This window comes from Paenibacillus sp. ACRSA (assembly GCF_022346845.1).
Lineage (GTDB): Bacteria > Bacillota > Bacilli > Paenibacillales > Paenibacillaceae > Paenibacillus.
In genome coordinates this window covers 700,021-723,464 of sequence record NZ_JAKRNP010000002.1, presented here as the reverse complement: position 1 = coordinate 723,464, position 23,444 = coordinate 700,021, and the positions used below count along the sequence as shown (strand labels likewise).

Annotated in this window: 20 protein-coding genes; 17 read left to right on the top strand and 3 right to left on the bottom strand. The window is 46.5% G+C overall.

Annotation, left to right across the window (positions count from 1 at the left end; translation table 11 throughout):
* A complete protein-coding gene (gene coaD / locus MH215_RS08245; protein ID WP_056701152.1) occupies positions 1-507 on the top strand; it encodes a pantetheine-phosphate adenylyltransferase in 507 nt (168 codons plus the stop codon).
* Here coaD and MH215_RS08240 read toward each other — a convergent pair.
* Positions 485-1,798, bottom strand: coding sequence for a nucleoside recognition domain-containing protein (locus tag MH215_RS08240; RefSeq protein WP_239289575.1), 1,314 nt, complete (start codon positions 1,796-1,798; stop codon positions 485-487). The genes coaD and MH215_RS08240 overlap by 23 nt on opposite strands.
* A gap of 207 nt (positions 1,799-2,005) precedes the next feature.
* Between MH215_RS08240 and MH215_RS08235 the strand changes: the two genes are divergently transcribed.
* Positions 2,006-3,046, top strand: coding sequence for a SepM family pheromone-processing serine protease (locus MH215_RS08235; protein WP_239289574.1), 1,041 nt, complete (start codon positions 2,006-2,008; stop codon positions 3,044-3,046).
* A gap of 888 nt (positions 3,047-3,934) precedes the next feature.
* Here MH215_RS08235 and MH215_RS08230 read toward each other — a convergent pair.
* Positions 3,935-5,167, bottom strand: coding sequence for a nucleotidyltransferase (locus MH215_RS08230; protein ID WP_239289573.1), 1,233 nt, complete (start codon positions 5,165-5,167; stop codon positions 3,935-3,937).
* Positions 5,168-5,398: 231 nt separating this feature from the next.
* Positions 5,399-6,634: an NO-inducible flavohemoprotein gene (gene hmpA / locus MH215_RS08225; protein ID WP_239289572.1), complete on the bottom strand. Its 1,236-nt coding sequence runs from the start codon at positions 6,632-6,634 to the stop codon at positions 5,399-5,401.
* 688 nt (positions 6,635-7,322) lie between these two features.
* Between hmpA and MH215_RS08220 the strand changes: the two genes are divergently transcribed.
* The 15 genes from MH215_RS08220 (at position 7,323) to ffh (ending at position 23,420) form a co-directional block, all read left to right on the top strand.
* The gene (locus MH215_RS08220) at positions 7,323-7,829 is read left to right on the top strand and encodes a YceD family protein (protein WP_239289571.1); all 507 of its coding nucleotides are present in this window, start codon (positions 7,323-7,325) and stop codon (positions 7,827-7,829) included.
* A gap of 65 nt (positions 7,830-7,894) precedes the next feature.
* Positions 7,895-8,068 (top strand): 50S ribosomal protein L32, encoded by a 174-nt coding sequence (gene rpmF / locus MH215_RS08215; protein WP_017689233.1) that lies wholly within the window; start codon positions 7,895-7,897, stop codon positions 8,066-8,068.
* Positions 8,069-8,690: 622 nt separating this feature from the next.
* On the top strand, positions 8,691-9,284 hold the full coding sequence (gene fapR / locus MH215_RS08210; protein WP_174715340.1) for a transcription factor FapR: 594 nt from the start codon (positions 8,691-8,693) through the stop codon (positions 9,282-9,284).
* Positions 9,281-10,276, top strand: a complete 996-nt coding sequence (gene plsX / locus MH215_RS08205) for a phosphate acyltransferase PlsX (RefSeq protein ID WP_056700508.1) — start codon at positions 9,281-9,283, stop codon at positions 10,274-10,276. The genes fapR and plsX overlap by 4 nt, the downstream gene beginning before the upstream one ends.
* 8 nt (positions 10,277-10,284) lie before the next feature.
* Complete coding sequence (locus MH215_RS08200) at positions 10,285-11,274, top strand: beta-ketoacyl-ACP synthase III (protein ID WP_239289570.1); 990 nt, start codon at positions 10,285-10,287, stop codon at positions 11,272-11,274.
* Between the two features lie 27 nt (positions 11,275-11,301).
* Positions 11,302-12,234, top strand: coding sequence for an ACP S-malonyltransferase (fabD, locus tag MH215_RS08195; protein WP_239289569.1), 933 nt, complete (start codon positions 11,302-11,304; stop codon positions 12,232-12,234).
* 191 nt (positions 12,235-12,425) lie between these two features.
* The gene (fabG, locus tag MH215_RS08190) at positions 12,426-13,175 is read left to right on the top strand and encodes a 3-oxoacyl-[acyl-carrier-protein] reductase (protein WP_056700513.1); all 750 of its coding nucleotides are present in this window, start codon (positions 12,426-12,428) and stop codon (positions 13,173-13,175) included.
* A 151-nt stretch (positions 13,176-13,326) separates the two neighbouring features.
* Positions 13,327-13,560: an acyl carrier protein gene (acpP, locus tag MH215_RS08185; RefSeq protein ID WP_024630176.1), complete on the top strand. Its 234-nt coding sequence runs from the start codon at positions 13,327-13,329 to the stop codon at positions 13,558-13,560.
* 178 nt (positions 13,561-13,738) lie between these two features.
* Positions 13,739-14,977 carry a beta-ketoacyl-ACP synthase II gene (gene fabF, locus MH215_RS08180; RefSeq protein ID WP_056700515.1) on the top strand — a complete coding sequence of 413 codons (1,239 nt, stop codon included), beginning with the start codon at positions 13,739-13,741 and terminating at the stop codon, positions 14,975-14,977.
* A gap of 14 nt (positions 14,978-14,991) precedes the next feature.
* Positions 14,992-15,690 carry a ribonuclease III gene (gene rnc, locus MH215_RS08175; RefSeq protein WP_056700517.1) on the top strand — a complete coding sequence of 233 codons (699 nt, stop codon included), beginning with the start codon at positions 14,992-14,994 and terminating at the stop codon, positions 15,688-15,690.
* A gap of 189 nt (positions 15,691-15,879) precedes the next feature.
* Complete coding sequence (gene smc, locus MH215_RS08170) at positions 15,880-19,449, top strand: chromosome segregation protein SMC (protein ID WP_239289567.1); 3,570 nt, start codon at positions 15,880-15,882, stop codon at positions 19,447-19,449.
* A gap of 96 nt (positions 19,450-19,545) precedes the next feature.
* Entirely contained in the window at positions 19,546-20,547 is a 1,002-nt protein-coding gene (gene ftsY, locus MH215_RS08165) for a signal recognition particle-docking protein FtsY (RefSeq protein ID WP_239289566.1), read from the top strand.
* Between the two features lie 171 nt (positions 20,548-20,718).
* Positions 20,719-21,366, top strand: a complete 648-nt coding sequence (gene trhA / locus MH215_RS08160) for a PAQR family membrane homeostasis protein TrhA (RefSeq protein WP_145411277.1) — start codon at positions 20,719-20,721, stop codon at positions 21,364-21,366.
* Between the two features lie 257 nt (positions 21,367-21,623).
* Complete coding sequence (locus tag MH215_RS08155; RefSeq protein ID WP_239289565.1) at positions 21,624-21,974, top strand: putative DNA-binding protein; 351 nt, start codon at positions 21,624-21,626, stop codon at positions 21,972-21,974.
* Positions 21,975-22,043: 69 nt separating this feature from the next.
* The gene (gene ffh, locus MH215_RS08150) at positions 22,044-23,420 is read left to right on the top strand and encodes a signal recognition particle protein (protein WP_239289564.1); all 1,377 of its coding nucleotides are present in this window, start codon (positions 22,044-22,046) and stop codon (positions 23,418-23,420) included.
* Positions 23,421-23,444 lie beyond the last annotated feature (24 nt).

Genomic DNA, 23,444 nt, shown 5'->3' with positions numbered 1-23,444 from the left:
ATGATACATCGTCAAGAACGGATTGCCGTTTATCCAGGTAGCTTCGATCCTGTAACGATGGGACATCTGGACATTATCGCGAGAGCATCGAAGCAGTTTGACCGCGTGATCGTGGCGGTGCTGAATAATATGAGCAAAAACCCACTGTTTACGGTGGAGGAGCGCAAGCAATTAATTACTGAAGTGACTCGTCATCTGCCTAATGTTGAGGTGGATAGCTTCCGCGACCTAACAGCCAATTATGTACGCCAAAAAGAAGCGCAAGTTATCGTGCGAGGTATTCGCTCGGTCACTGATTTTGAATATGAATTGCAACTGGCTTCCACCAATAGCAAATTGAATCCAGATGCAGAGACTATTTTCATGATGACGAATCCGAAGTATTCGTATCTCAGCTCGAGTATTGTAAAAGAAATTGCTCATTACAATGGAGATGTAACGGATCTGGTCTCTCCTGAAGTGGAAGCTGCACTCCGTCAGAAAATTAGCGAGAAAAACGCTCGTTGAACAGACGAATCAGTCCCGAAAGACTGATCATAACGACGAGCAGCAGAGCGAGACTGAATATGGCTACCGGAATAGCGTACCCAATTAACGCTAGGCTTGAACTGTTGCTGAACAGGGGGAACCACGGCGGTACAGCCGGCAAGCTAATGTTCGTATTTGTTTGAAAAGTAGTCCAGACCTCTGTACTGTATTGACTAAAAGGTGCCCATAGAACAAGGCTCATGGCAAAAGCGATTAGTCCATGTATCAGCCGTATGGAAACAAAGTCAATCATACTCCTTGTCGCAAGCCCGACTGATTTTAGAACGGCAGAGACCTGCAAATGGGAGCAGAGGCCACCCCAGCCTAATACGGCAGCAATGAGAGCGATCATGGTGACAGACGCCAGAGAGGTTTGGCTTAAATGGTAGATTCCAAGATGAACTTCCAGCAGAGATGGCCATAAGGCAACCGAAGAACCCGGTGTGAGATATAGGCTTAGCAGTCGAATGAATACCGCTAATACAATCATAAATCCTCCGGTCATCATTAAGGTCTGCACGGCTTGTGAGACCGTGTCACCAAGTAGCTTACCGAATCCCCGACCATCACGGCTACGAGCCTCGCGAGCTGCAAGATTCATACGCAGCCAAAGTGTGTGGCGGGGAACGGCAGGCTTGGAAGATAACATGGGATGTACTTCTGCATGTGCTGGTTCTAAAGGATGTGGCGGTAAATCTGAGGCCGACCTTGTGCCAATTTTTGCTGCCCGACCTAAAGGTAATAAGCGTATACCGATCATAGCGGCGATCCATCCGCTAATCCAATGTATACCGAGAAGAAAGTATCCAGCTACTGGCTGGTGAAGAAAAGCTGTACCCAAGACGATGATAATCATCATTGGATTGGAGAAATGAGCAATGGCTGCCAAGACACCCGCCTGTTTGGCGGTTATTTGTCGATCTTGTACAAGTCGTGCGGCTGTATCGGCTCCTGCAGGGAAGCCTCCACACATGCCTACAGCTATGGCTAGTCCAGCCTGACCGGGTAACCGAAACAAACGTTGCATGAGTGGCCCTAATAGAACGCCTAGTGCATCGGTAAACCCAAATGCGGTTAGCATCTGGGAAAGCATGAGAAAGGGCAGCATGGCGGGGAAAATAATTTTCCACCAAATATCAAGCCCTTGAATGGAAGCATCGAAGGCTTCTTTGGGAGATAATACAACGGCAACAACTAGCAACATTGCACCACTACTTAGAAAAATGGTTCGTAACAGGCCCGAACGGGTAACCTCGGTCTGCATATTCATCAATTCACCTCATAGGATATAGCGCCGCGTTTACACACGGGCTGCTGGATGGATGTGGACGGCCGAATGGCGTCCGTAGACGGTTCGGCCTTGACCGGATAAGCGGCTGCTCACAGCGGCCTATCCGGCCTGTACCATTGTATGCAAGTTGATGAGAGTGTTAGACTTATAAATATTTAAGAAACGCAAAGAACGGGGGCTCATGCGATGAATCGGATTCGGAAATCTGGAGGTTTCAAAGCGTCGATCTTTGTGATCGTGGTAGCTCTGATTCTCTATGTTGCAGTGTACATGCCAACGCCGTATATCATTTATCTGCCTGGCAGTGCAGATGAAATCAAACCGATGGTAACGGTCAAGGGTGGAGATAAGGAGGAAAACGGTGTGTTTATGATGACGACGGTGTCGGCCACATATGCCAACGTATTCCTACTTGGAACGTCCTTGTTTAATCGAAATGCACAAATTGATAAAAAAGAAGATCGATTACGTGGCAAAAGTGAAGCGGAATACTCTGCGGAGCAAGTATGGTTCATGAGTGATTCTCAATCCTCTGCGATGGAAGCGGCATATGAAAAGGCCGGCATCAAATATTCCATCGTTCCTGAGCATATCTTCGTATTTGGCCTTTCGCAGGATCCTAAACCGCAAGGGGACATTATGCCTGGAGATACCATTTTGGGTGTGGATGGAACAGCAACACCTGATAATACGATATTATCGGCGCAATTAAAGGGAAGAAAACCAGGAGATACGGTTGAAATGCAATTGGAGCGCGGCGGGGAAACGATTAGCCGTGAAGTTCAACTTGTAGAAGTGACGGACAACAAAACGGGGGAAAAGCGTCCAGGCTTAGGAGTAATGATTGGTACGGTTCAAAAAGTGAAGCCGGAAGATCCCGATAAACAGATCACATTTACAAGTACGCAAGTAGGCGGGCCTTCTGCAGGGTTAATGTTCACATTGGAGATCTATAACCAGTTGACGTCTGGTGATCTGACCAAAGGTCATCGTATCGCAGGTACGGGCACCATTACGAAGGATGGTACGGTTGGTCCAATTGGGGGCGTGATCCACAAAATTGTGGCTGCAGATCGGAAGGACGCGGAGATCTTCTTCGTACCCAAAGATAACTATAAGGAAGCCGAAGCAAAAGCAAAACAGATTGATACAAAAATGAAACTGGTTCCGGTTAGCAACGTTGACGATGCACTGGCTTACCTAAAAACGTTATCTGTAAAATCTTAATTAAACATAAGTGTTGTTGTTTACGTGAGAGGCTATTGCATAGCCTCTTTTCTTGTCTCAATTGGGCGAGATATCGTCCAATTGATTTAGTGTGTACGTAGACTTGGTCGTACGGCTGAGCATCCTGATGTGCCAAGCTCATTACACCGCGCGCAAGGAGATGCACGCGGTACTGCGATTCAAATGGTGTGAATAGAGTCTGATTAGGGTGTACCTGAGATCTCAGAAGAGAGCGGTGTCTGATAAGTTTAGTTCCAAGCAAGGACGTTTTCCGAAGGCATGCAGGGGCATGTCACGTTAAGGGAAGTGACACAGTAGGGTAGGAACGAAACAGGCGATGCTTGTGCTCCTAAGTAAGTGTGAGATTCGAAGATACTACTCGATCCGGCACCATCTCTAACGAACTCAGTTGGCCTTATTGGTGGTAAGATTGCATTCAGGAAATGCTAACGAATCGTTCACACGCTAATGCGCCTTTTGGACGCGAGGATTAGGTCCATTCCGTGCTATTTCGTAATATAACGTTTCTCAGATTCGTTACCATTTTCATTCGTTGTAATATGGCTGAATAAGGTCTCTCAGATTCGTTAATAGCGACGGTGTAGGGAGAGAGGTTCTTCATGAATAGGCTTTGCCTGATCAAAAAACCTTCAATTGAGCAGAATTCACCTGCTACAGTGGAAGGTTTTTTGGCTGTTAAGCACAATATGACTCTTATTTTAACCAAGGGCTTTCAGGCATGATTATCGAACCGTTAGTCGTGTAACAACAAAGAGCTAACCAAAGTATAACGGTATATAGGAACTGGATGTGTTTGGTAGCTCAATCGAATGAGTTACATGTCATCAATGATAAGCATCTGCAGATTCAGTATGCTTATGATTCTACTTAGTATCGTATCGGTGGATCATAGTAATCGCTGTACATCGTTCTTGTATCTTTGTCAGTGTATGCAAGGGCATATGCTGCCTGAGCCTGTATATCCAGTTCCAGCTGGCTATGATTGAATGTGGATGGCTTGATCACGACGGGTAGGGACGCAGAACGTTTCATTAGTTTGAGCAGGCTCTGACCCTTTGAGCTGAAGCCAAGGATTCGAAGGTAACCTGGTCCCTCAGCCAATGTGCTGGGGGATAACTCAGCCTTGGTATGGTTTAACAGCACATGTGTTAACATCCGTTGCAGCTTTGTACGCGTATATCGCTTGGTCTTCAATGCATTAAGCAAGGCATCGACTGAAGGCTCTGCGAGCTGAGACAGGGTACGAATCAGCCGATGCTCTAGTCCTTCCGTGACCTCGGCGATGCTGGCTAGCTCGGAGGCACGGCGGGTCGCCGCGATGTGCAGCAGCGGCTGGACAAAGCGCTCCCAATGTACGGGAGCGCGCCCAGTTTGCCATTCGCGCTGGAGAATGGCAAGGGTTGCCGCCGGCACGTATTGCGCGGCGGCTTCAGGCCCGTCCGCCATCAGCAGGCGGCGGACGGCTGTTGCACTGGCGATCGCCCCAGGCCCGGGCGTCGCCTCGTGGTACGCGGCACCAGTACGCGCCGCAGTAAAGGGCTGGATCGCGCTGCCTAACCGTTCCAGCGCGATCAGGTAATGCAGCCCAAGAGAATTGTTGGGCTGCTCCAGCAGTGCAGCGGCGTCGCGTGCATCGACGCCGCCAGGCGCCAGTGCCGCCGCCGCGCCTGCGTACGCGGCGGGGTAGCTGGCGCCATCCCGCAGGCGGCGCGCGATATCCTCGCGCAGCCCTGCGGGCTCTACAGCCAGCACGCGCGCAATGCGCTGCAGGCTGTCCAGGTCTCCCGACTCGCTGCCGAAGCAGAGCGAGTCGACAACCCCGGTATGGTGCAACAATGCCACCGCACCATACGCAAACCACTCCGCCGGTTGCACCGCATAGGCAACCGGCAGTTCAAGCACGAGATCGGCGCCAGCGTGAAGCGCCATCTCGGTGCGTGCCCTTTTACCTACGATGGCGGGCTCGCCGCGTTGGAGGAAAGGGCCGCTCATCACAGCAACTACGGCATCTGCTCCGCTAAGCCGCCGGGCTTCGCTTAGATGATAGACATGCCCGTTATGCAGCGGATTATATTCAACAATGACACCAACGGCCTTCATATGTATGTACGCTCCTTTTCGAGAAACTCTTTTCAACATGCGCATATAACGTTTGGCTCAATCACATTAGAGGTGTTTATCTTCTATCATAATAGGTCAGGTGGGTCTGATGTTCAAATTGCAGGAGTCATACGCACCCAAAAAAGGCATAACTCTTGCATCGTAAGATGCTTAAGCATGCCTTTTTGAGGGTTAACCCATCATTTTATTGTGAAAGTTCAAGTTTATACGTTATACACCTTCTGCAGAAGGGACGAGCTGTGCCTTTGGGCCAAAGAATTCATAATGGATCTGGTCAGGCGATACGCCAATTTCATCTAGTGCTGCATAAACGCTCTGCATGAATGGTACAGACCCACACATGTAAAATGTTGCATCCAAGTTATCTACGATCTGACGAAGCCAGTCGGCATCCATGTAACCTTCCTTGTGATAACATGAGATATCGCGATCAGAGCTGCTCGGCTGGGTGTAACAATAATAAGCACGAACATTGTCATTGTTGTCAGCTAGTAAGTTTACGTGTTCACGGAATGCATGGTTGGCGCTATCTACATTGGCATGTATAAATGTGATTGGACGTTTATCGACCTTTTGTACAAGGGTGTTCAGCATACTAATCATTGGCGTAATACCCACTCCACCACTAAGGAGTACAATTGGGCGTGGATCTTCTGCGTGAAGCGTAAAGTCTCCAGCCGGAGCTGATAACTCAACAACAGAGCCTTCTGTAATGTGTTCATGAAGATATGTGGAGATTACCCCATCTGGACGATCCATGGAACCCTGTTCTCTTTTGACGGAAATACGGTAATAAGGTTTATCAGGAGCATCAGAAAGGCTATACTGACGTATCTGGGTAAATGGATGTCCCTCTGGGTGAATTTTGATGCTGATATATTGTCCCGGTTCATGGCTAGAAATGGGCAGACCGTCCTCTGGGTACAGGTAAAAGGAGGTAATGATGTCGCTCTCTTGCACTTTCTTAGCCACTTTGAACGAACGGAAGCCTTCCCAACCACCCGTTTGCTTCTCTGCTGTAGCATACATGTCCTGCTCGATTCCGATAAAGGCGTCTGCAATGACTTGGTAGGCTTCGCCCCATGCCGTTATAATTTCATCGGTTGCTGCGTCACCAAGCACGTCTTTAATCGCTTGGAGCAGATACGTGCCAACAATGGCATACTGCTCGGGAACAATGCCAAGGCTACGGTGTTTATGAGCGACTTGACGTACGGCAGGTAAGATGGAGGTGAGATTGTCGATATGCAGGGCAGCTGTATATACCATGTTTGCAAGAGCTGCCTGTTGACGTCCCTGTTTCTGATTGGCATGGTTGAATATATTCAGCAGTTCTGGATGTGCAGTGAACATCGTTTTATAGAAATGGCGGGTAATGGCTTCACCGTGCACTTCGAGTACAGGTACTGTGGATTTGATGACCTTAATCGTGTTTTCACTTAACATGAAATTCCCTCCCGATATAAGATGAAAGTATTAGAGTCTGATAGCAAAAAAAAGTTTGTCACCTAGTCTGCGAAGCGGCTTCACTAGCATCGTGGTAAGAATTTAGTTGGAATAAGCGGAAGCGGATGTGGTAGTGGTCAAAGGAGATTTCCTTTTTCTCCATTAGAAAACGTTCGTTCAATATCTAACGCAGTTGCAAGATAATCCGTAGTCTTCATTATAGCTTCATTCCATTTTCTTTCGTACCGATCGCTAGATTCATTAAATTAAATAGTAGATAAATTCGTCTTGAGTGCTTAACGTGCTTCGGTTTACAACAAGTATAGATACGGAGCATGGAGGGGCATGTGATATAGATCACACTAATTATCAACGAATTGTGACCGATACTTCGTGCAATAGATGCTTGTAGTTAGAGCGAAGTAAGCCTATAATGTTTCAATGTGCGTATTTGGTTGAAGATCATCGATTTTAAAATAGGGTGTAAAGTTAAAAGTGTTGACAAACCTCTTGAAAAATCGGTATAATGATTTTTGTTTGTTAAGTCAATTTCATAATAGTTTTAATGATATAGCGTCAGAATACATACAGTCAGGAAATGAAGTAGTTATACCTCAGCTTGATCTGTATACATGTCGTAAAGCGTTTGACAACAATTATGAGATTGGTTTCGTTTGGAGTGATGGAAATGTTAATGCCATTTCGCAAAGTGGCAACCAGTGATCGTCCCGTACAGTTCAATGAACAGTGGGATATTAAGGAACTGGTTTCTAACCGACAAGATATCACAGCCGTTACCCCGCTGACTGCGGATTTATCTGCAGAACAGAGAGAGGGAAACGTTGTGGATGTTCATGGCAAACTGACAGTAGGAGCGGACATGTTATGCTCCAGATGTCTTAAGCCGATTAATGAACATTTTCATATTGATTTTCATGAGCAATTCAAGCAGGGAAAACAACCAGAGGAATTGCACGAAGACGACGATACTTTCTATGTGGATGAAGATAGCGTTGATCTGAAGGGTTATGCCGAGGGAACTTTTCTGCTACATCTTCCGTTTGTACCGCTCTGTAGCGATACATGCAAAGGGTTATGCCCTAAGTGTGGCCACGAGTTGAACGAAGGTGACTGCGGTTGTGATAACGAAGTTATCGACCCGCGGCTTGCAGGGCTCAAGGATTTTTTTAAATGAGCATGATTGAAAATCGAACGTAACAACTACCTGCAAAGGTTGATTTTGATAAGGAGGTGGGAATAATGGCAGTACCTCAACGGAGAACGTCCAAGACGCGTCGCGACAAACGTCGCACTCACTTTAAATTGGCTGTACCGGGCATGGTGAAATGTGAGCAATGTGGCGAACTGAAACTTAGTCACCACGTTTGCAAAGTGTGCGGAACGTACAAAGCAAGAGAGATCATCTCTCAATAATAGCTAGCTAATAAGTAGTACTTCATTTCGGTGGAGTGCTACTTTTTCTTTTTTAATTTCTTTTCTATTCTATAAGGATGGAACTGAAACGCTTTGCTACTTTACGCTATTTCTTTTCTCTCCGTTCTTGAGATGCTAGTTCAATCGATGTAGATATTTTTCCGTATAGGACACGGGATTTCGTATAATACGGGCGAGTGGAGCGAAGGTTGAGAACAGTGGATTGTTTTTGGTGGATCAGCCTTTCTTTTTGACACGGGATGAGATATACTATAGTTTAGTACCAGGTTCTAAGATTTGACGTTACATAGATATGAGTTATAACTTGTACGAAAAAATGCCCTGAAGTTAGGGCGTAATTATAGAGTAATATGTACTTAAAGTGCATGTTCAAAAAGGTCGGTTTTCAGTACCAAGAAGATGGGATGAAGATAGAAATGGAGTAGCGGAGCGTAGATTAAGCTACGTGAGCAACGGACATTTCGGCTGAATCCCATATTCGATGCTGAGATGCCGCTGGCGCATCCTTCGTAATCAAAAGCGGACTTTTTGAACAACTACTTAAGGATAGAACTGACCGGATGGGCGGTTCCGTAAACGATATAGCTGGGGGGTGTCAGGCATCGAACGTGTACCGAAAAGACAGAGGCAGCAACAGTTGACCAAAATGATCGAAGACAACCCGTTTGTGACGGATCAGGAGCTTACACGACAGTTGAAAGTGAGTATCCAGACGATCCGTCTCGACAGGCTGGAGCTTGGCATACCTGAGCTTCGGGAACGGATGAAACTAATGGCAGAGCGCTCATACGATCAGGTTCGCTCTTTGCCTCTGCATGAGATTATCGGTGATATTGTAGACTTGCAGTTGGATAAGAGTGGAATCTCCTTGTTTGAGATTAAGGAGGAGCATGTCTTTTCCAGAACGGGTATTGCTCGGGGTCACTATGTTTTTGCCCAGGCGAACTCCCTTGCTGTAGCGGTGATTAATGATGAAATCGCGTTGACCGCATCGGCAGACATTCGTTTTGTGCGTTCTGTTCATCTGGCTGAAAAATGTATTGCCAAGGCCTATGTCAGATCGATCTCAGGTCAAAAGGGAAAAGCCAAAGTTGAAGTGTTCACTTATGTGGGAGAAGAAATGGTGTTCCAAGGCAACTTTGTTATCTACCGTTCGGGTGGAGAAGACAGCGTAGAGGGAGGTCAACTGGTATGAAGATTGTCATTGATGCTATGGGAGGCGATAATGCCCCTGCGGCAACGGTCGAAGGGGCGATCGCAGCCGCCACAGAATGGACGGATACACAGATCGTTCTGGTTGGCGACGAAGCCCAAATTGAACCGCTTCTGAGTCAAGCTGCGGTTAAGCCTGCTAATCTGTCCATTCGTCATGCTTCTGAAGTTATCGGTTCGGATGATGAACCCGTGAGAGCTGTCCGCCGTAAAAAGGATGCTTCCATGGTCGTTGCCGGAAGGATGCTGAAGGAAGGTGAAGCAGATGCCATGATCTCTGCGGGCAATACCGGAGCACTTATGACAACCGGATTACTAGTTGTAGGTCGCATGGATGGCATCGAGCGTCCAGCACTCGCACCGATGATTCCAACGATTGATGATGTAGGTGTGCTTGCATTGGATCTTGGCGCTAACATGGATGCGAAGCCAGAGCATCTTGCGCAGTATGGACTTATGGGGAGCTTGTATAGACAGAAGGTTCAAGGTATTGACTCACCGCGAGTTGGTTTGTTGAATGTAGGTACAGAGCCTGGTAAAGGAAACGAACTCACGAAGCATGCCTATCCTTTGCTGGAGCAGTTACCGATTCGCTTTGTAGGTAATGTTGAAGCTCGTGACGTACTGACAGGTGCATGTGATGTGCTTGTCTGCGACGGGTTTGCAGGAAATATATTGTTGAAATCGCTGGAAGGCACAGCAGGTGCCATTTTTACTCTGCTCAAAGAACAGTTCTCATCGTCACTCAAAAGCAAATTGGCTGCTGCTGTGCTTATGCCTGAGCTGAGAGGTCTGAAACGGAAACTGGATTATACCGAGCATGGCGGGGCGCCGCTTCTCGGTTTAAGCAGACTGGTTGTTAAGAGTCATGGATCGGCCGATGGGAATGCGATCAAAAATGCAGTACGTCAAGCAAGGATCGCAGTACAGAATCAGCTAGTTGAGAGCATATCTAAGGAAATTAGCGGGAAGTGAGTGACGACATGAATAATTTGCGCCCGGTTGGGGTTATTGGTACGGGGAAATATGTGCCTGAGAAAATTTTGACAAATAGCGATCTTGAAAAAATGGTAGATACAAATGACGAGTGGATCGTCAGTCGAACAGGAATCAAAGAGCGTCACATCGCTGCACCGGATCAAGCCACTTCGGATTTGGCATACGAAGCAGCGATCAAAGCTTTGGAATCTGCAGGCATGACAGGCAGCGATTTGGATCTAATCATCGTTGCAACGATTACACCAGATTCTGCTTTCCCTTCTACTGCTTGTATTCTTCAAGATAAATTAGGTGCTAAAGGTGCGGCTGCGTTTGACCTGTCTGCTGCTTGCTCTGGTTTTGTATATGGACTTGCGACAGCAACAAGCTTTATCAAAAGTGGTCTTTACAATAATGCGCTTGTTATTGGTGCAGACTGTCTGTCCCGGATTACGGATTACACGGATCGGAATACCTGTGTACTGTTCGGAGATGGCGCAGGCGCGGTAATCGTTGGAGAAGTGCCTGAGGGTCGTGGATTCAAATCGTTTGATCTAGGTGCTGAAGGTGCGGGCGGTAGCCTGCTTCAACTGGAAGGTGGAGGTTCACGTTTACCGGCTTCTACAGAGACCATTGAGAACAAAAAGCATTACATCTACATGAATGGTCGGGAAGTATTCAAATTTGCGGTACGTGTTATGGGAACGGCTACGCTAGAAGTGCTGAACAAAGCAGGTCTGGATCGCTCAGACGTAGATTTGTTTGTTCCTCATCAAGCTAATATTCGTATCATTCAATCTGCAATGCAACGACTGGATCTTCCGGAAGAAAAAGTAGTTGTGAACGTAGATAAATATGCTAACACATCAGCGGCCTCTATCCCGCTAGCTTTGGTTGAAGCTGCTGAAGAAGGACGCATGAAAGCTGGAGATACCGTACTGATGGTAGGATTCGGCGGCGGACTGACATGGGGAGCATCTGTACTCGTTTGGTAAATTAGATAGCTTGGAGAGATGAATCTGATGAGTAAAATAGCATTTGTATTTCCCGGTCAGGGATCACAGGCGGTAGGTATGGCAAAGGAAGCGTATGAGACGGTTCCAGCGTCAAAAGAAATTTTTGAAGTAGCTGATCAAACACTTGGCTTTTCGCTGAGCGACCTGATATTTGAGGGTCCGGAGACCGAGTTGAAACAGACATCAAATACACAACCGGCTCTGTTGACAGCAAGTATTGCTTGGCTAGAGGCATTTAAGGAAAAAGGAATTCAAGCGGATTACATGGCTGGACATAGCTTGGGAGAATACAGTGCACTAGTGGCGGCAGGCGTATTGTCGTTTGCTGATGCGGTAAGCATTGTCCGGGCACGTGGCCAGTACATGGAGCAGGCTGTGCCTGGTGGACAGGGAGCGATGGCTGCAGTGTTGGGTGCGGATCGGGAAGCGCTGGGGGTGCTTTGCCGTGACGTATCTGAAAGTGGACATATCGTAGAACTGGCGAACATGAACTGCCCGGGTCAAATTGTTATTTCAGGTGTTAAAGAAGGCGTTGCTGCAGTAGCGGAACGTGTGAAAGAAGCAGGCGGCAAACGTGCAATTGCACTGGAAGTCAGTGGGCCGTTCCACTCTTCTTTGATGAAGGATGCGGCAGAGAAACTAGCAGAGAAACTTAAAACTGTTTCTTTCGCACCGGCTAACGTTCCTGTTGTAGCTAATGTGACTGCGCAGCCGGTAGAAGATGGACAAGTTCAACAATTGTTGACAGAACAGGTCTATTCTCCCGTATTATGGGAAGACAGTGTGACATGGCTTATTGAGCAAGGCGTAGACACGTTTATCGAGATTGGTTCGGGAAGTGTACTAACGGGTTTAATTAAAAAGACAGATAAAACCGTAAAATTGTACAACGTAAACAGTCTTGAAACGCTTGAAGCAACGGTAGCTGCCTTGCAATAAAAAAACATGAAGAAGCGAAGCGTACGCCTGAAAGCTTTCTTTAAGAAAGTTACATCGGAAGCATATGCTATCAACGGATTTCCCCTTTTGAAAAGGGGATCAAACAAATCTGGGGATAACAGCGATCGGAACGTTGTTCTATCATCGGAGTGGTAAGTGGTAACTCTATATTTGGGAAAGGAGGAAAGGTTATGACTAAACCGTTAGAAGGAAAAAATGCATTGGTTACAGGTGCATCCCGTGGAATTGGACGCAGTATCGCGCTTGCTCTGGCGGAGGCGGGTGCCAACGTTGCGGTGAACTATGCAGGCAGCCAAGCGGCGGCTGAGGAGGTAGCGGAAGCGATCCGTGCCAAAGGGGTCAAAGCAATTACCGTTCAGGCTAATGTGGGTCTGATGGATGAGGCTGAACAGATGGTCAAAGCCACGCTTGAAGAGTGGGGTAATGTCGATATTCTTGTTAACAACGCTGGAATTACTCGTGATAACCTGATTATGCGTATGAAAGAAGAAGAGTTTGATCAGGTTATTGAGACGAATCTAAAAGGTGTATTTAACTGTTTGAAGGCAGTTACGCGCCCGATGATGAAGCAACGGTCTGGAAGAATTATTAATATTTCCTCTGTTGTAGGTGTACTTGGTAATGCAGGTCAAGCCAACTATGTTGCTGCTAAGGCAGGCGTTATTGGTTTGACGAAAGCATCTGCTCGTGAACTCGCTTCACGAGGCATCACAGTGAACTGTGTTGCTCCAGGTTTCATTGAAACGGATATGACGAAAGAACTGTCCCAGGAATTAGTCGATGGCATGCTGAGTGGTATTCCATTGTCCCGTCTGGGGCAGCCGGATGAAATTGCTGGTGTCGTAACATTCTTGGCATCAGAAGCTTCATCTTATATGACAGGTCAGACACTTCATGTCGATGGCGGCATGTACATGTAATTCTTTCCTGACGTGAATAATAGTCGGGGAACAGGCGCTGGACGATCCGAAATGCCGGAAAAAGGCCGGATTCCCCGGCCGGGAGCCGCATATGTCTTCTATGGCATTTTGCCTGCGATTCTCGTATAATACCAAGGAGGAGGTGAACCGGATGTCCGATGTATTGGAGCGTGTAAAACGCATCGTCGTCGACCGCTTGGGCGCAGACGAAGCTGAAGTTACACTTGAAGCATCTTTCAAAGAAGATTTGGGTGCTGATTCTTTGGATGTAGTGGAATTGGTCATGGAATTGGAAGATGAATTCGATTTGGAAATCTCTGATGAAGATGCAGAAAAAATCACGACCGTAGGTGAAGTTGTAAACTACATACAATCTCATACCTAAAGTCAATTCAGTCCCGCACCTGTTTTCGAACAGGCGGGACTTCTCATCATTCATTGGTTTTTCTCATTCTGCAGGTAGCGTAGGTTAAATCAGGAATTCTTCTTGATTTCTTACGTCTCTCCTGCGGATTTTCCACAAAAATACTTGCGTAAAGCAGTCGATATAGAGGTGAGTCGGTTTGAAACAAAGAGTAGTAATTACCGGAATGGGCGTAATGACATCGCTCGGAAAAGATTTAGAGACGTTCTGGGGAAGTTTAATGGCAGGTAAGTCCGGAATCTCTCAGATTGAGGCATTTGATGTAAGTGAATATACTACTCAAATTGCTGCCGAAATCAAGGATTTCAACCCGGAAGAATATATGGATCGTAAGGACGCACGCAAAATGGATCGTTTTGTTCAGTTTGCTGTAGCTGCCGGCTTCAAAGCTGTGGAAGACAGCGGATTGAAAATTGACGAGAACATTGAGGCAGAACGTTTTGGTGTATCGATCGGATCGGGTATCGGTGGATTGGGTACTTGGGAAGATCAGCATAACGCATTGCTGCAAAAAGGCCCTAAACGTGTTAGCCCGTTCTTCATCCCAATGATGATTTCGAATATGGCTTCTGGTCAAATGTCGATCTCTCTTGGTGCGAAAGGACCGAACATTAACGTAGTAACTGCTTGTGCTACAGGAACACACTCCATTGGAGATTCCTTCAAGTTGATTGCTAACGGTGATGCAGATGCAATGATCTGTGGGGGAGCTGAAGCGACGATCCGTCCAACTGGACTTGCTGGTTTCTGTGCAATGCGTGCGATGTCTACACGTAATGATGATCCAGCTCATTCTAGCCGCCCATTTGATACGGGACGTGATGGATTCGTTATGGGTGAAGGTGCAGGTATTCTGATTTTGGAATCACTGGAACACGCTCAAAAACGTGGTGCACGTATCTATGGTGAAGTTATTGGTTACGGATTGACTGGGGATGCACATCACATGACAGAACCAGATCCAGATGGAGCAGCTCGTTGTATGAAGATGGCACTTCGCAATGCAGGTATTGAACCTGAAGAAGTAGACTACATCAATGCACACGGAACATCCACACCTGTAGGTGACCGCTCAGAGACGCTTGCAATCAAGAAAGCGTTTGGAGATCATGCGTACAAGCTGGCTGTGAGTTCCACTAAATCGATGACTGGTCACATGCTCGGTGCTGCTGGTGGGGTTGAAGCAGTAATCTGTGGATTGTCATTGACACATCAGACACTTGCTCCAACGATCAATCTTGAGAACCAAGATCCAGAATGTGATCTTGACTATGTACCAAATGTCCCACGTCAAACGAAAGTTAATATTGCAATGTCCAATTCATTTGGATTCGGCGGTCACAATGCCACCATTATTCTCAAAAAATTTGAAGCATAAGGGGCTAGTTCAATTTGAGTGAAGATCTGAAGCAATTACAGCACAAACTTCAAATCAAATTTGACAACAGGCAGCTTTTAAAACAAGCGTTTACCCATGCTTCTTATGTAAACGAACACCGTTTCAGTCAACATCAGGATAACGAACGTTTGGAGTTTCTAGGCGATGCGGTATTGGAGTTGACTGTTTCGGAATACTTGTATCATTTGTATCCTAACCGTCCGGAAGGTGAACTAACGAAGCTGCGGGCATCTATTGTCTGTGAACCTTCCCTTGTCAAATTTGCTGAAGCATTGGGTTTTGGACAGTATGTACTTCTTGGAAAAGGTGAGGAACTGACTGGAGGACGGACGCGGCCAGCGCTGCTAGCTGATGTGTTTGAATCCTTCATCGGTGCATTATATCTGGATCAGGGACTGGAACCGGTTAGAACGTTTCTGGATCAGCATGTATTTCCGTTAATTGTTTTGGGCGGCAAGTTGCAAATGAGCGATTACAAAACGGAGTTGCAGGAACTCACACAGCATCACAACATGGGATCTTTGGAATATCGAATTGTTGAAGAACGGGGTCCTGCCCATGAAAGGGAGTTTGTCTCCGAGGTCCATATGGGTCAAGAACGGCTTGGCAGAGGTACAGGACGTTCCAAAAAAGAAGCTGAACAGCAGGCTGCATCAGCAGCGCTGGAACGATTGAAGCTTCCGGAAGCCTGAGGCTTTACCGATAGCGCATAGACAAACGAAGAGCAAAGAGCAGCCCCGCGGGTCCGCCCCGGCGGAATGATTAGCCGGACTGCTTTTTGCTCTTTTTTTTGTAAAGAGAGGTTAGGGTTCAGTTTCCCCTAATTCAAGGATATGCGCTGCAACAACTGAAATTTGCAAGAGGAGGTGACGGGAAGCCCTATGTTTCTTAAACGTATTGAACTGGGTGGATTCAAGTCATTCGCCGACAAAACAGAGATGGAATTTGTTCGTGGCATAACTGCGGTTGTGGGCCCGAACGGTAGTGGGAAAAGTAATATATCTGACGGAATTCGCTGGGTATTGGGGGAGCAAAGTGCTAAATCACTACGTGGTGGCAAGATGGAAGATATTATTTTTGCCGGTAGTGATGCGCGTAAAGCTGTCAATTTTAGTGAAGTTTCATTAACGCTCGATAACGAGGATCATGCGCTTGCCTTAGATTTTGGTGAGGTGACCGTGACACGTCGTGTGCATCGTAGCGGAGATAGTGAATATTTTATTAATAAGCAATCATGCCGTTTGAAAGATATTACAGAATTGTTTATGGATACAGGCATCGGTAAAGAAGCCTACTCGATTATTGGACAGGGACGAATTGAAGAAATTCTGAGTACCCGGTCAGAGGATCGCAGGGGGATCTTTGAAGAGGCTTCTGGTATCGTCAAATATAAATCTCGTAAACGGGATGCTACACGCAAGTTGGATGAAACAGAGCAAAATTTGCTGCGGATTCATGACCTCGTTACTGAACTAGAAGATCAGATTGGCCCGCTCAGAGAACAGTCGGAGAAGGCAATCCACTACAAGGAATTACGGAGCCAGTTGAAATCTCAAGAAATTTCGATGTATGTGTATCAGATTGAACAAATTCATGCTTCCTGGAGCAAAGCAAATGAACGTTTACAATCGTTAAAACAGGAAGAGGTTGGTCTCTCTGCAATTGTCTCAACACATGATGCGAAGCTAGAGAGTGATCGGAATGCGTTACGCACGCTCGAAACTGAGACGGAGCGACTGCAATCGGAGCTCTTACAATTCAGTGAAGCAACAGAGAAGAGTGAGGGACACGGAGAATTATTAAAAGAACGAGCTCGCAATCTGCAAACGAACCATGAGCAATTGACCGTGACCGTTGCAACGAGTGAAGAAAAGCACCGCGAGCGTGAGGCTGAGTTGCTCTCCCTTCGTGAGAAGTTCGCTAAGCTGGAGAAAGAACTTACGGAAGTGAGAAACAGCCTATCCGAGGAAGAGGCGAAGCTCATTGGGGTGACTGGAGGTATCAGTCAACAACAAGAGGAGAGTCTCAAAGGTAATTTGCTCGAATTAATGAATCAGATGGCACAGACTCGGAACGAAATTCGTTATGTGGATCAGCAAAAAGAAACGCTGGAGCGACGCATGAGTCGTGCATCTGAGGAATCTGGCAAATGGGAAGGGCAAAAGGAAACGTTAGAGCAGAGTAAGGCGGAAATTGAGAAAAAGGTTGCACGTCTGGGCAAGGAGATCAGTGAACTCCGCGGGGGATACATTACCGAGAGTGAACGACTTCAATCCTTGCAGAAGCTGCTAGAAGAGAGTCGGGGAACCGTTCGGAAATGGGAGCAGAAGCGTGAAGCTCAAGTTTCCAGACGAGATACGATGAAAGAAATGCAGGATGATTTTGATGGATTTATGCTCGGCGTTAAAGAAGTCCTGAAGGCGTCCCGTAAAGGTACACTGAGCGGGGTTCATGGCGCGGTGGCTGAGCTGATCAAAGTGCCTGAAAAGATTGAACTTGCGGTAGAGACGGCGATGGGTGCGTCTGTGCAACATATCGTCATGGAGAATGAATCGGTCTCCAGACAGGCGATTTCTTTTCTGAAGCAACGTCAACTAGGTAGAGCTACATTCCTACCCCTTGATGTCATTCGTCCTCGTACAATTGGTGCTAATGAGCGCTCGATGATTGAAGGTATGGACGGATTTGTTGGTATTGGTGCCGATCTGGTTCAGTATGATTCCACGTATGCATCGATTATCGGTAGTCTGCTTGGTAATGTCATCATTGCGGAAACGTTGGAGGTTGCCAATAAGATTGCTGCACGGTGTCAATATCGCTTCCGGGTGGTAACCCTTGAGGGCGACGTAGTTAACGCAGGCGGCTCCATGACAGGAGGAAGCCAGCATAAGAAAAACGGAAGTTTGCTCAGCCGTAAACGGCAACTGGATCAGTTGGACCAAGACATTGTGGATACCGAAAACCAAATCGTCAAATTGCATCGCAGTGTAGACGATGTTAAAGCACAGTTGGAGCAGTGCCAGGACAAGCTGGATGAGCTGCGACAGTCTGGTGATGATACACGTAATGCGGAACAACAGGCATCGATGGAAATGAAGCAGGTAGAGCATGAGCTTCGTCACGTGCTGGAGCAGGTTGCTGTAGCGGGTCAAGAGAAAAGTGGATTCAAAGAAGAGATTCATGAGATGGATAATGCTCGTGCGGTCGCTGTCCAGAAGCTTGCGCAGCTTGAAGAGGAAGAGAAGGCGACGCATCGTGCGATCCACGCTGCTGAATTCGCGCGTAAGGCCAATGAATCTGCCAAAGAGGAATTGCAGAGCCAATTGACTGAATTGAAAGTCCGTGAAGGTAAACTGGATCAAGAACGTTATTCCAATGAAGAACAGTTGCGCCGTCTGGAACGTGAAGTCGAGTCACTCGTCAAGGAACTTCGCCAGAATCGTACCTTGCTCGCTTCGATGGAAGCGGACTTGAAGAAAACACAGCTTGAGAGTGTTACGCAGATTGAGAATCTCAATGAGTATAAGCTGAAGAAAACGGAAGCTTCTCAGGAGCTAGACTTCAAGCGAGCTGCTCGAAGTCAGTTGTCGAAGAAGCTAGAGCTTGCGGAAAGTGAAACCAAGGAACAGCGCACACAGCTCAAAGCAGTGGAAGAGCAGATGCGTCAAACCGAGATTTCCGTGAACAGGCTTGATGTTGAGCTAGAGAATATTTTGCGTAAATTGACCGATGAATATGAGCTCGGATATGAACTGGCTAAAGAACGTTACCCTGTACCAGAGGATGTAGAAAGCACACAGGCTGAGGTACAGAAGCTCAAACGAAGTATATCCGCACTTGGTGAGGTCAATCTGGGAGCCATTGAAGAATTCCAGCGTGTCAATGAACGATACGAGTTCCTCAGTGAACAGAAGAATGACCTGGTCGAGGCCAAAACAACCTTGTATCAAGTCATCCGTGAGATGGAAGACGAGATGGCTAAGCGTTTCAAATCAACGTTTGATGCGATTCGCCGTGAATTCGGCACCGTATTCTCTAAATTATTTGGTGGTGGACGCGCGGATCTCGTCCTGATGGATCCTGAGCGAATGCTGGATACGGGAATAGATATCGTAGCTCAGCCGCCAGGCAAAAAGCTGCAAAATCTGCAACTATTGTCCGGGGGAGAGCGAGCGCTCACAGCAATGGCATTGTTGTTTGCTATCCTGCATGTTAAACCCGTGCCGTTCTGTGTTCTTGATGAGGTTGAAGCTGCACTGGATGAAGCGAACGTGGTTCGTTTTGCTCAATATCTACGTGAATTCTCCGAGCAGACCCAATTTATCGTGGTGACTCACCGTAAGGGCACCATGGAGGAGGCTGACGTTCTCTATGGCGTTACGATGGAAGAGGGCGGCGTGTCCAAGCTCGTTTCCGTTAAGCTGGAGGATGAGGAAGCTGAGATCGCTTAGACGGTGAAGCAAGAAAAGATCTCTAAGCAGTATAGGGAATATTACAGATGGTTTATTATAAATGAAGTATGACTATGCACACGATGGAGGGGCTTTATGAGTTTTTTTAAGAAGCTGAGAGATAGCATTGCTAGCAAAACAGAGTCGGTTACGAAGCAGTTTAAGGAAGGACTCGAAAAGACACGCAAAGAGTTTGTTGAGAAGGTATCTGACCTTATGGTTAGACGCAAAAAAATCGATGAGGAATTCTACGAAGAATTGGAAGAAATTCTAATTGGAGCAGACGTTGGCGTTAACACCGTGATGAATCTCATTGACGAATTACGCGATGAGGTGAAAAAGCGTAAAATTGAGGACGCAGCTGAGCTGCAGCCGGTGCTTTCTGAGAAACTAACCGATTTGCTGCGCGGGGAACAAAATAATGAATTAAAGCTAAATCCGAATGGGATTACGGTTATTTTATTTGTCGGCGTTAACGGTGTTGGAAAAACAACGACCATTGGTAAACTGGCACATCGTTACAAACAGCAGGGCAAAAAAGTCATTATGGCAGCAGGTGATACATTCCGTGCAGGTGCAATCGAACAGTTAGAGGTTTGGGGACAACGTGCTGGAGTGGAAGTCATTAAACAGCAAGCGGGTTCTGATCCGGCAGCGGTTATGTTTGATGCTGTGCAAGCGGCTAAACAGCGTAACGCGGATATTTTGCTCTGCGACACAGCTGGTCGACTGCAAAATAAATCCAACCTTATGGAAGAGCTGAACAAAATTTATCGTGTTATACAGCGTGAAATTCCGGATGCTCCACATGAGGTGCTGATGGTGCTTGATGCAACGACAGGACAAAACGCCCTGAATCAAGCGAAACTCTTTGGAGAGAAAAGTGGCGTGACAGGACTCGTACTAACGAAGCTTGATGGTACAGCTAAGGGAGGAATCGTGGTTGCGATTCGCCAAGAGTTGGACTTGCCTGTGAAAATGGTAGGTTTGGGTGAGAAAATGGAGGATCTGCAGCCATTCGACTCTGAACAGTTCGTACACGCACTGTTTGCCGGACTGATTCAGGAGCAGGTAGAACAGGATTCTACGGAAGAGTAATTTTACCCTCAACTACTTGTTTACACAGATACAATATTTTTGGGACACAACGTAACGTATACATGACCCTATTGCCGTTGATAAGCGTATGCTCTACATGTTTATCTGCGGCAATAGGTGTATAATGGAAAATAAGTGAACTTAAAATAAGGGTTAGAAAGGACGGTTGATATGGCCAATACCTATACCTATTCCCGCCGTGAAGAAGTCGCCAATGCAGTAACTCATGGGATCGGTGCTGCGCTTAGTGTGGCTGCATTGGTACTATTAATTGTATTCTCCAGCATGAAAGGTACGGCATGGCATGTGGTCAGTTTCACGATCTATGGGATCACGATGCTTATGCTCTACACCAACTCAACGTTGGTACATGCACTTAAAGAGGGCAAAGCCAAAGACTTATTTGAGTTTTTTGACCATTCTTCTATTTATTTGTTTATTGCAGGAACGTATACGCCCTTCTTATTCATTGCTGTCCGCGGGACACTGGGGTGGACGTTATTTGGAGTCATTTGGGGCATCGCATTATTCGGCGTAATCTTCAAGGCGTTCTTTACGAAAAAGTTTCTGTTTATGTCCACGATCTTCTATATTGCCATGGGCTGGCTCATCGTCATTGCTTGGCAGCCACTTGTAGCTGCAATTCCTTCAGGAGGAATCGTGTTATTGGTAACGGGTGGACTGATGTACACGCTCGGAACGCTGTTTTATGTGTGGCGTGGATTCCCGTATCATCATGCCATCTGGCATTTGTTTGTACTGGCGGGCAGCATTCTTCACTTCTTCGCCGTACTTTTATATCTTACACCTCTAAGATAGTAACAATGAACGAAATGAACGAATCAGCTCTTTTTAGAGGGGGTTCGTTTTTTATTTGGAGAGCAACGAAGTGAAAGAAGGATATAAGGCGCATTAATATTGATTATTTAACCTTATTTTTGAGTAGCTTTATGCCTTGAAAAAGGCGATTTTATTGTGACAAGTATTTTTGCTTGACATCCTGATTTCTTTTCGGTATTATTAGGAACGTTGCAAGAGTGTAAAGTGTTTCTCCTTGACGAAGGGAGTGCCCCGATATGAGTCAAGAAAATCGGCTTGAGAAGACAAACCGAATTAACTTACTGTTTGCTTTTTATGAACGTTTACTGACAGAGAAGCAACAGACCTTTTTAAAGTATTACTTTCATGATGATTTCTCGCTCGGTGAAATTGCATCCGAGTTCGAGATCAGCCGCCAGGCGGTATACGAGCATATCAAGCGTGCCGAACAAGTGCTTGAAAATTACGAAAGCAAGCTTGGCTTGTTAGAAAAGTATGAGCGTCGCAATCGTAATCTTGAAGATTTGCAAAATGCATTGGAAGACATTGGTGTCTCCATTGATAACAACAAACCAATAAACGATATTGTTCAGCAGCTTAGAGAATAGAACGATTTTGAGCACTGAGCGAAACGTAACGATCTTACAAACAGTATTACAGCTTAAGGAGGTGGGATCATGGCATTTGAAGGATTAACGACCCGATTGCAGAATGTGTTCAGTAAACTGCGCGGCAAAGGCAAGGTGTCTGATGAAGATGTTGCCGAAGCGATGCGCGAGGTGCGTCTGGCATTGCTTGAAGCGGATGTAAACTTCAAAGTGGTCAAGGAATTCATCGCCAAGGTGAAAGAAAAGGCTGTCGGTAAAGAAGTGATGGATAGCTTCACACCAGGAATGGTGATTATCGACATCGTAAACAAGGAACTCACGGACTTGATGGGTGGAAGTCAGTCGAAGCTGGCTAAAGCGAATAAGCCTCCAACAGTTCTGATGATGGTTGGTTTACAGGGTGCAGGTAAAACGACCACATCCGGTAAACTCGCTAAGATGCTGCAAAAGCAAAATAGCAGACCATTGCTTGTAGCGGGAGATATTTATCGTCCTGCAGCGATTAAGCAGTTGCAAGTGCTTGGTGAACAGATCAAAGCGCCTGTATTCACACTGGGAGATCAGACAAGCCCTGTAGAGATTGCACGTCAGGGATTGCAGCATGCAAAGGATAACGGCAATGATTATGTTATCATTGATACCGCAGGTCGTTTGCACGTAGATGAAGAACTGATGGAAGAACTTCGTCAGATCCATAGTGTAGTTAATCCAGATGAGGTTCTGCTTGTTGTAGATAGTATGACAGGACAAGATGCTGTTAATGTGGCAGAACACTTTAACAAGCAGCTTGATCTAACCGGTGTTGTACTGACAAAACTGGATGGAGATACTCGTGGTGGTGCGGCGCTTTCTGTCAAAGCCGTTACGGGTTGCCCAATCAAGTTTGCTTCTCTTGGTGAGAAGCTGGACGCACTTGAGCCTTTCCATCCGGAACGGATGGCTTCACGGATTCTCGGCATGGGCGACATGCTCTCTCTAATTGAGAAAGCACAGTCGAACATTGACACAGAGAAGGCCAAGGAAATGGAACGTAAGATGCGTAATGCTGAATTTACGTTTGAGGATTTCCTTGAGCAGATGGATCAAGTGAAAAAGCTTGGACCAATTGATCAGATCATGGATATGATTCCTGGCATGGGCAAGATGAAACAAGCTAAAGATCTGAAGGTTGATGACAAGCAGATGGGTCGAATTGAGGCGATTGTGTACTCGATGACAACAGAAGAGAAACGTAACCCGGAAATGATTAATCACAGCCGCCGGAAACGGATTGCTACGGGGAGCGGAACATCTCTGGCTGAAGTTAACCGACTGATCAAACAGTTTGATGAAATGCGCCGCATGATGAAACAGTTCTCGGATATGATGGGGCCTAAAGGCGGCAAAAATAAAGCGATGAAGCAACTCAAAGGATTAGGCAAAGGAATGAAGTTTCCTTTCCGTTGATACTAGCTGAGTTGAAGTAATAAT

Coding starts and splice junctions, on each gene's coding strand:
- smc (WP_239289567.1), top strand. CDS start 15,880: ATGTTTCTTAAACGTATTGAACTGGGTGGATTCAAGTCATTCGCCGAC.
- MH215_RS08220 (WP_239289571.1), top strand. CDS start 7,323: ATGTTAATGCCATTTCGCAAAGTGGCAACCAGTGATCGTCCCGTACAG.
- plsX (WP_056700508.1), top strand. CDS start 9,281: ATGAAGATTGTCATTGATGCTATGGGAGGCGATAATGCCCCTGCGGCA.
- coaD (WP_056701152.1), top strand. CDS start 1: ATGATACATCGTCAAGAACGGATTGCCGTTTATCCAGGTAGCTTCGAT.
- hmpA (WP_239289572.1), bottom strand. CDS start 6,634: ATGTTAAGTGAAAACACGATTAAGGTCATCAAATCCACAGTACCTGTA.
- acpP (WP_024630176.1), top strand. CDS start 13,327: ATGTCCGATGTATTGGAGCGTGTAAAACGCATCGTCGTCGACCGCTTG.
- MH215_RS08230 (WP_239289573.1), bottom strand. CDS start 5,167: ATGAAGGCCGTTGGTGTCATTGTTGAATATAATCCGCTGCATAACGGG.
- fabG (WP_056700513.1), top strand. CDS start 12,426: ATGACTAAACCGTTAGAAGGAAAAAATGCATTGGTTACAGGTGCATCC.
- MH215_RS08155 (WP_239289565.1), top strand. CDS start 21,624: ATGAGTCAAGAAAATCGGCTTGAGAAGACAAACCGAATTAACTTACTG.
- fabD (WP_239289569.1), top strand. CDS start 11,302: ATGAGTAAAATAGCATTTGTATTTCCCGGTCAGGGATCACAGGCGGTA.
- MH215_RS08200 (WP_239289570.1), top strand. CDS start 10,285: ATGAATAATTTGCGCCCGGTTGGGGTTATTGGTACGGGGAAATATGTG.
- trhA (WP_145411277.1), top strand. CDS start 20,719: ATGGCCAATACCTATACCTATTCCCGCCGTGAAGAAGTCGCCAATGCA.
- MH215_RS08235 (WP_239289574.1), top strand. CDS start 2,006: ATGAATCGGATTCGGAAATCTGGAGGTTTCAAAGCGTCGATCTTTGTG.
- MH215_RS08240 (WP_239289575.1), bottom strand. CDS start 1,798: ATGAATATGCAGACCGAGGTTACCCGTTCGGGCCTGTTACGAACCATT.
- ffh (WP_239289564.1), top strand. CDS start 22,044: ATGGCATTTGAAGGATTAACGACCCGATTGCAGAATGTGTTCAGTAAA.
- rpmF (WP_017689233.1), top strand. CDS start 7,895: ATGGCAGTACCTCAACGGAGAACGTCCAAGACGCGTCGCGACAAACGT.
- ftsY (WP_239289566.1), top strand. CDS start 19,546: ATGAGTTTTTTTAAGAAGCTGAGAGATAGCATTGCTAGCAAAACAGAG.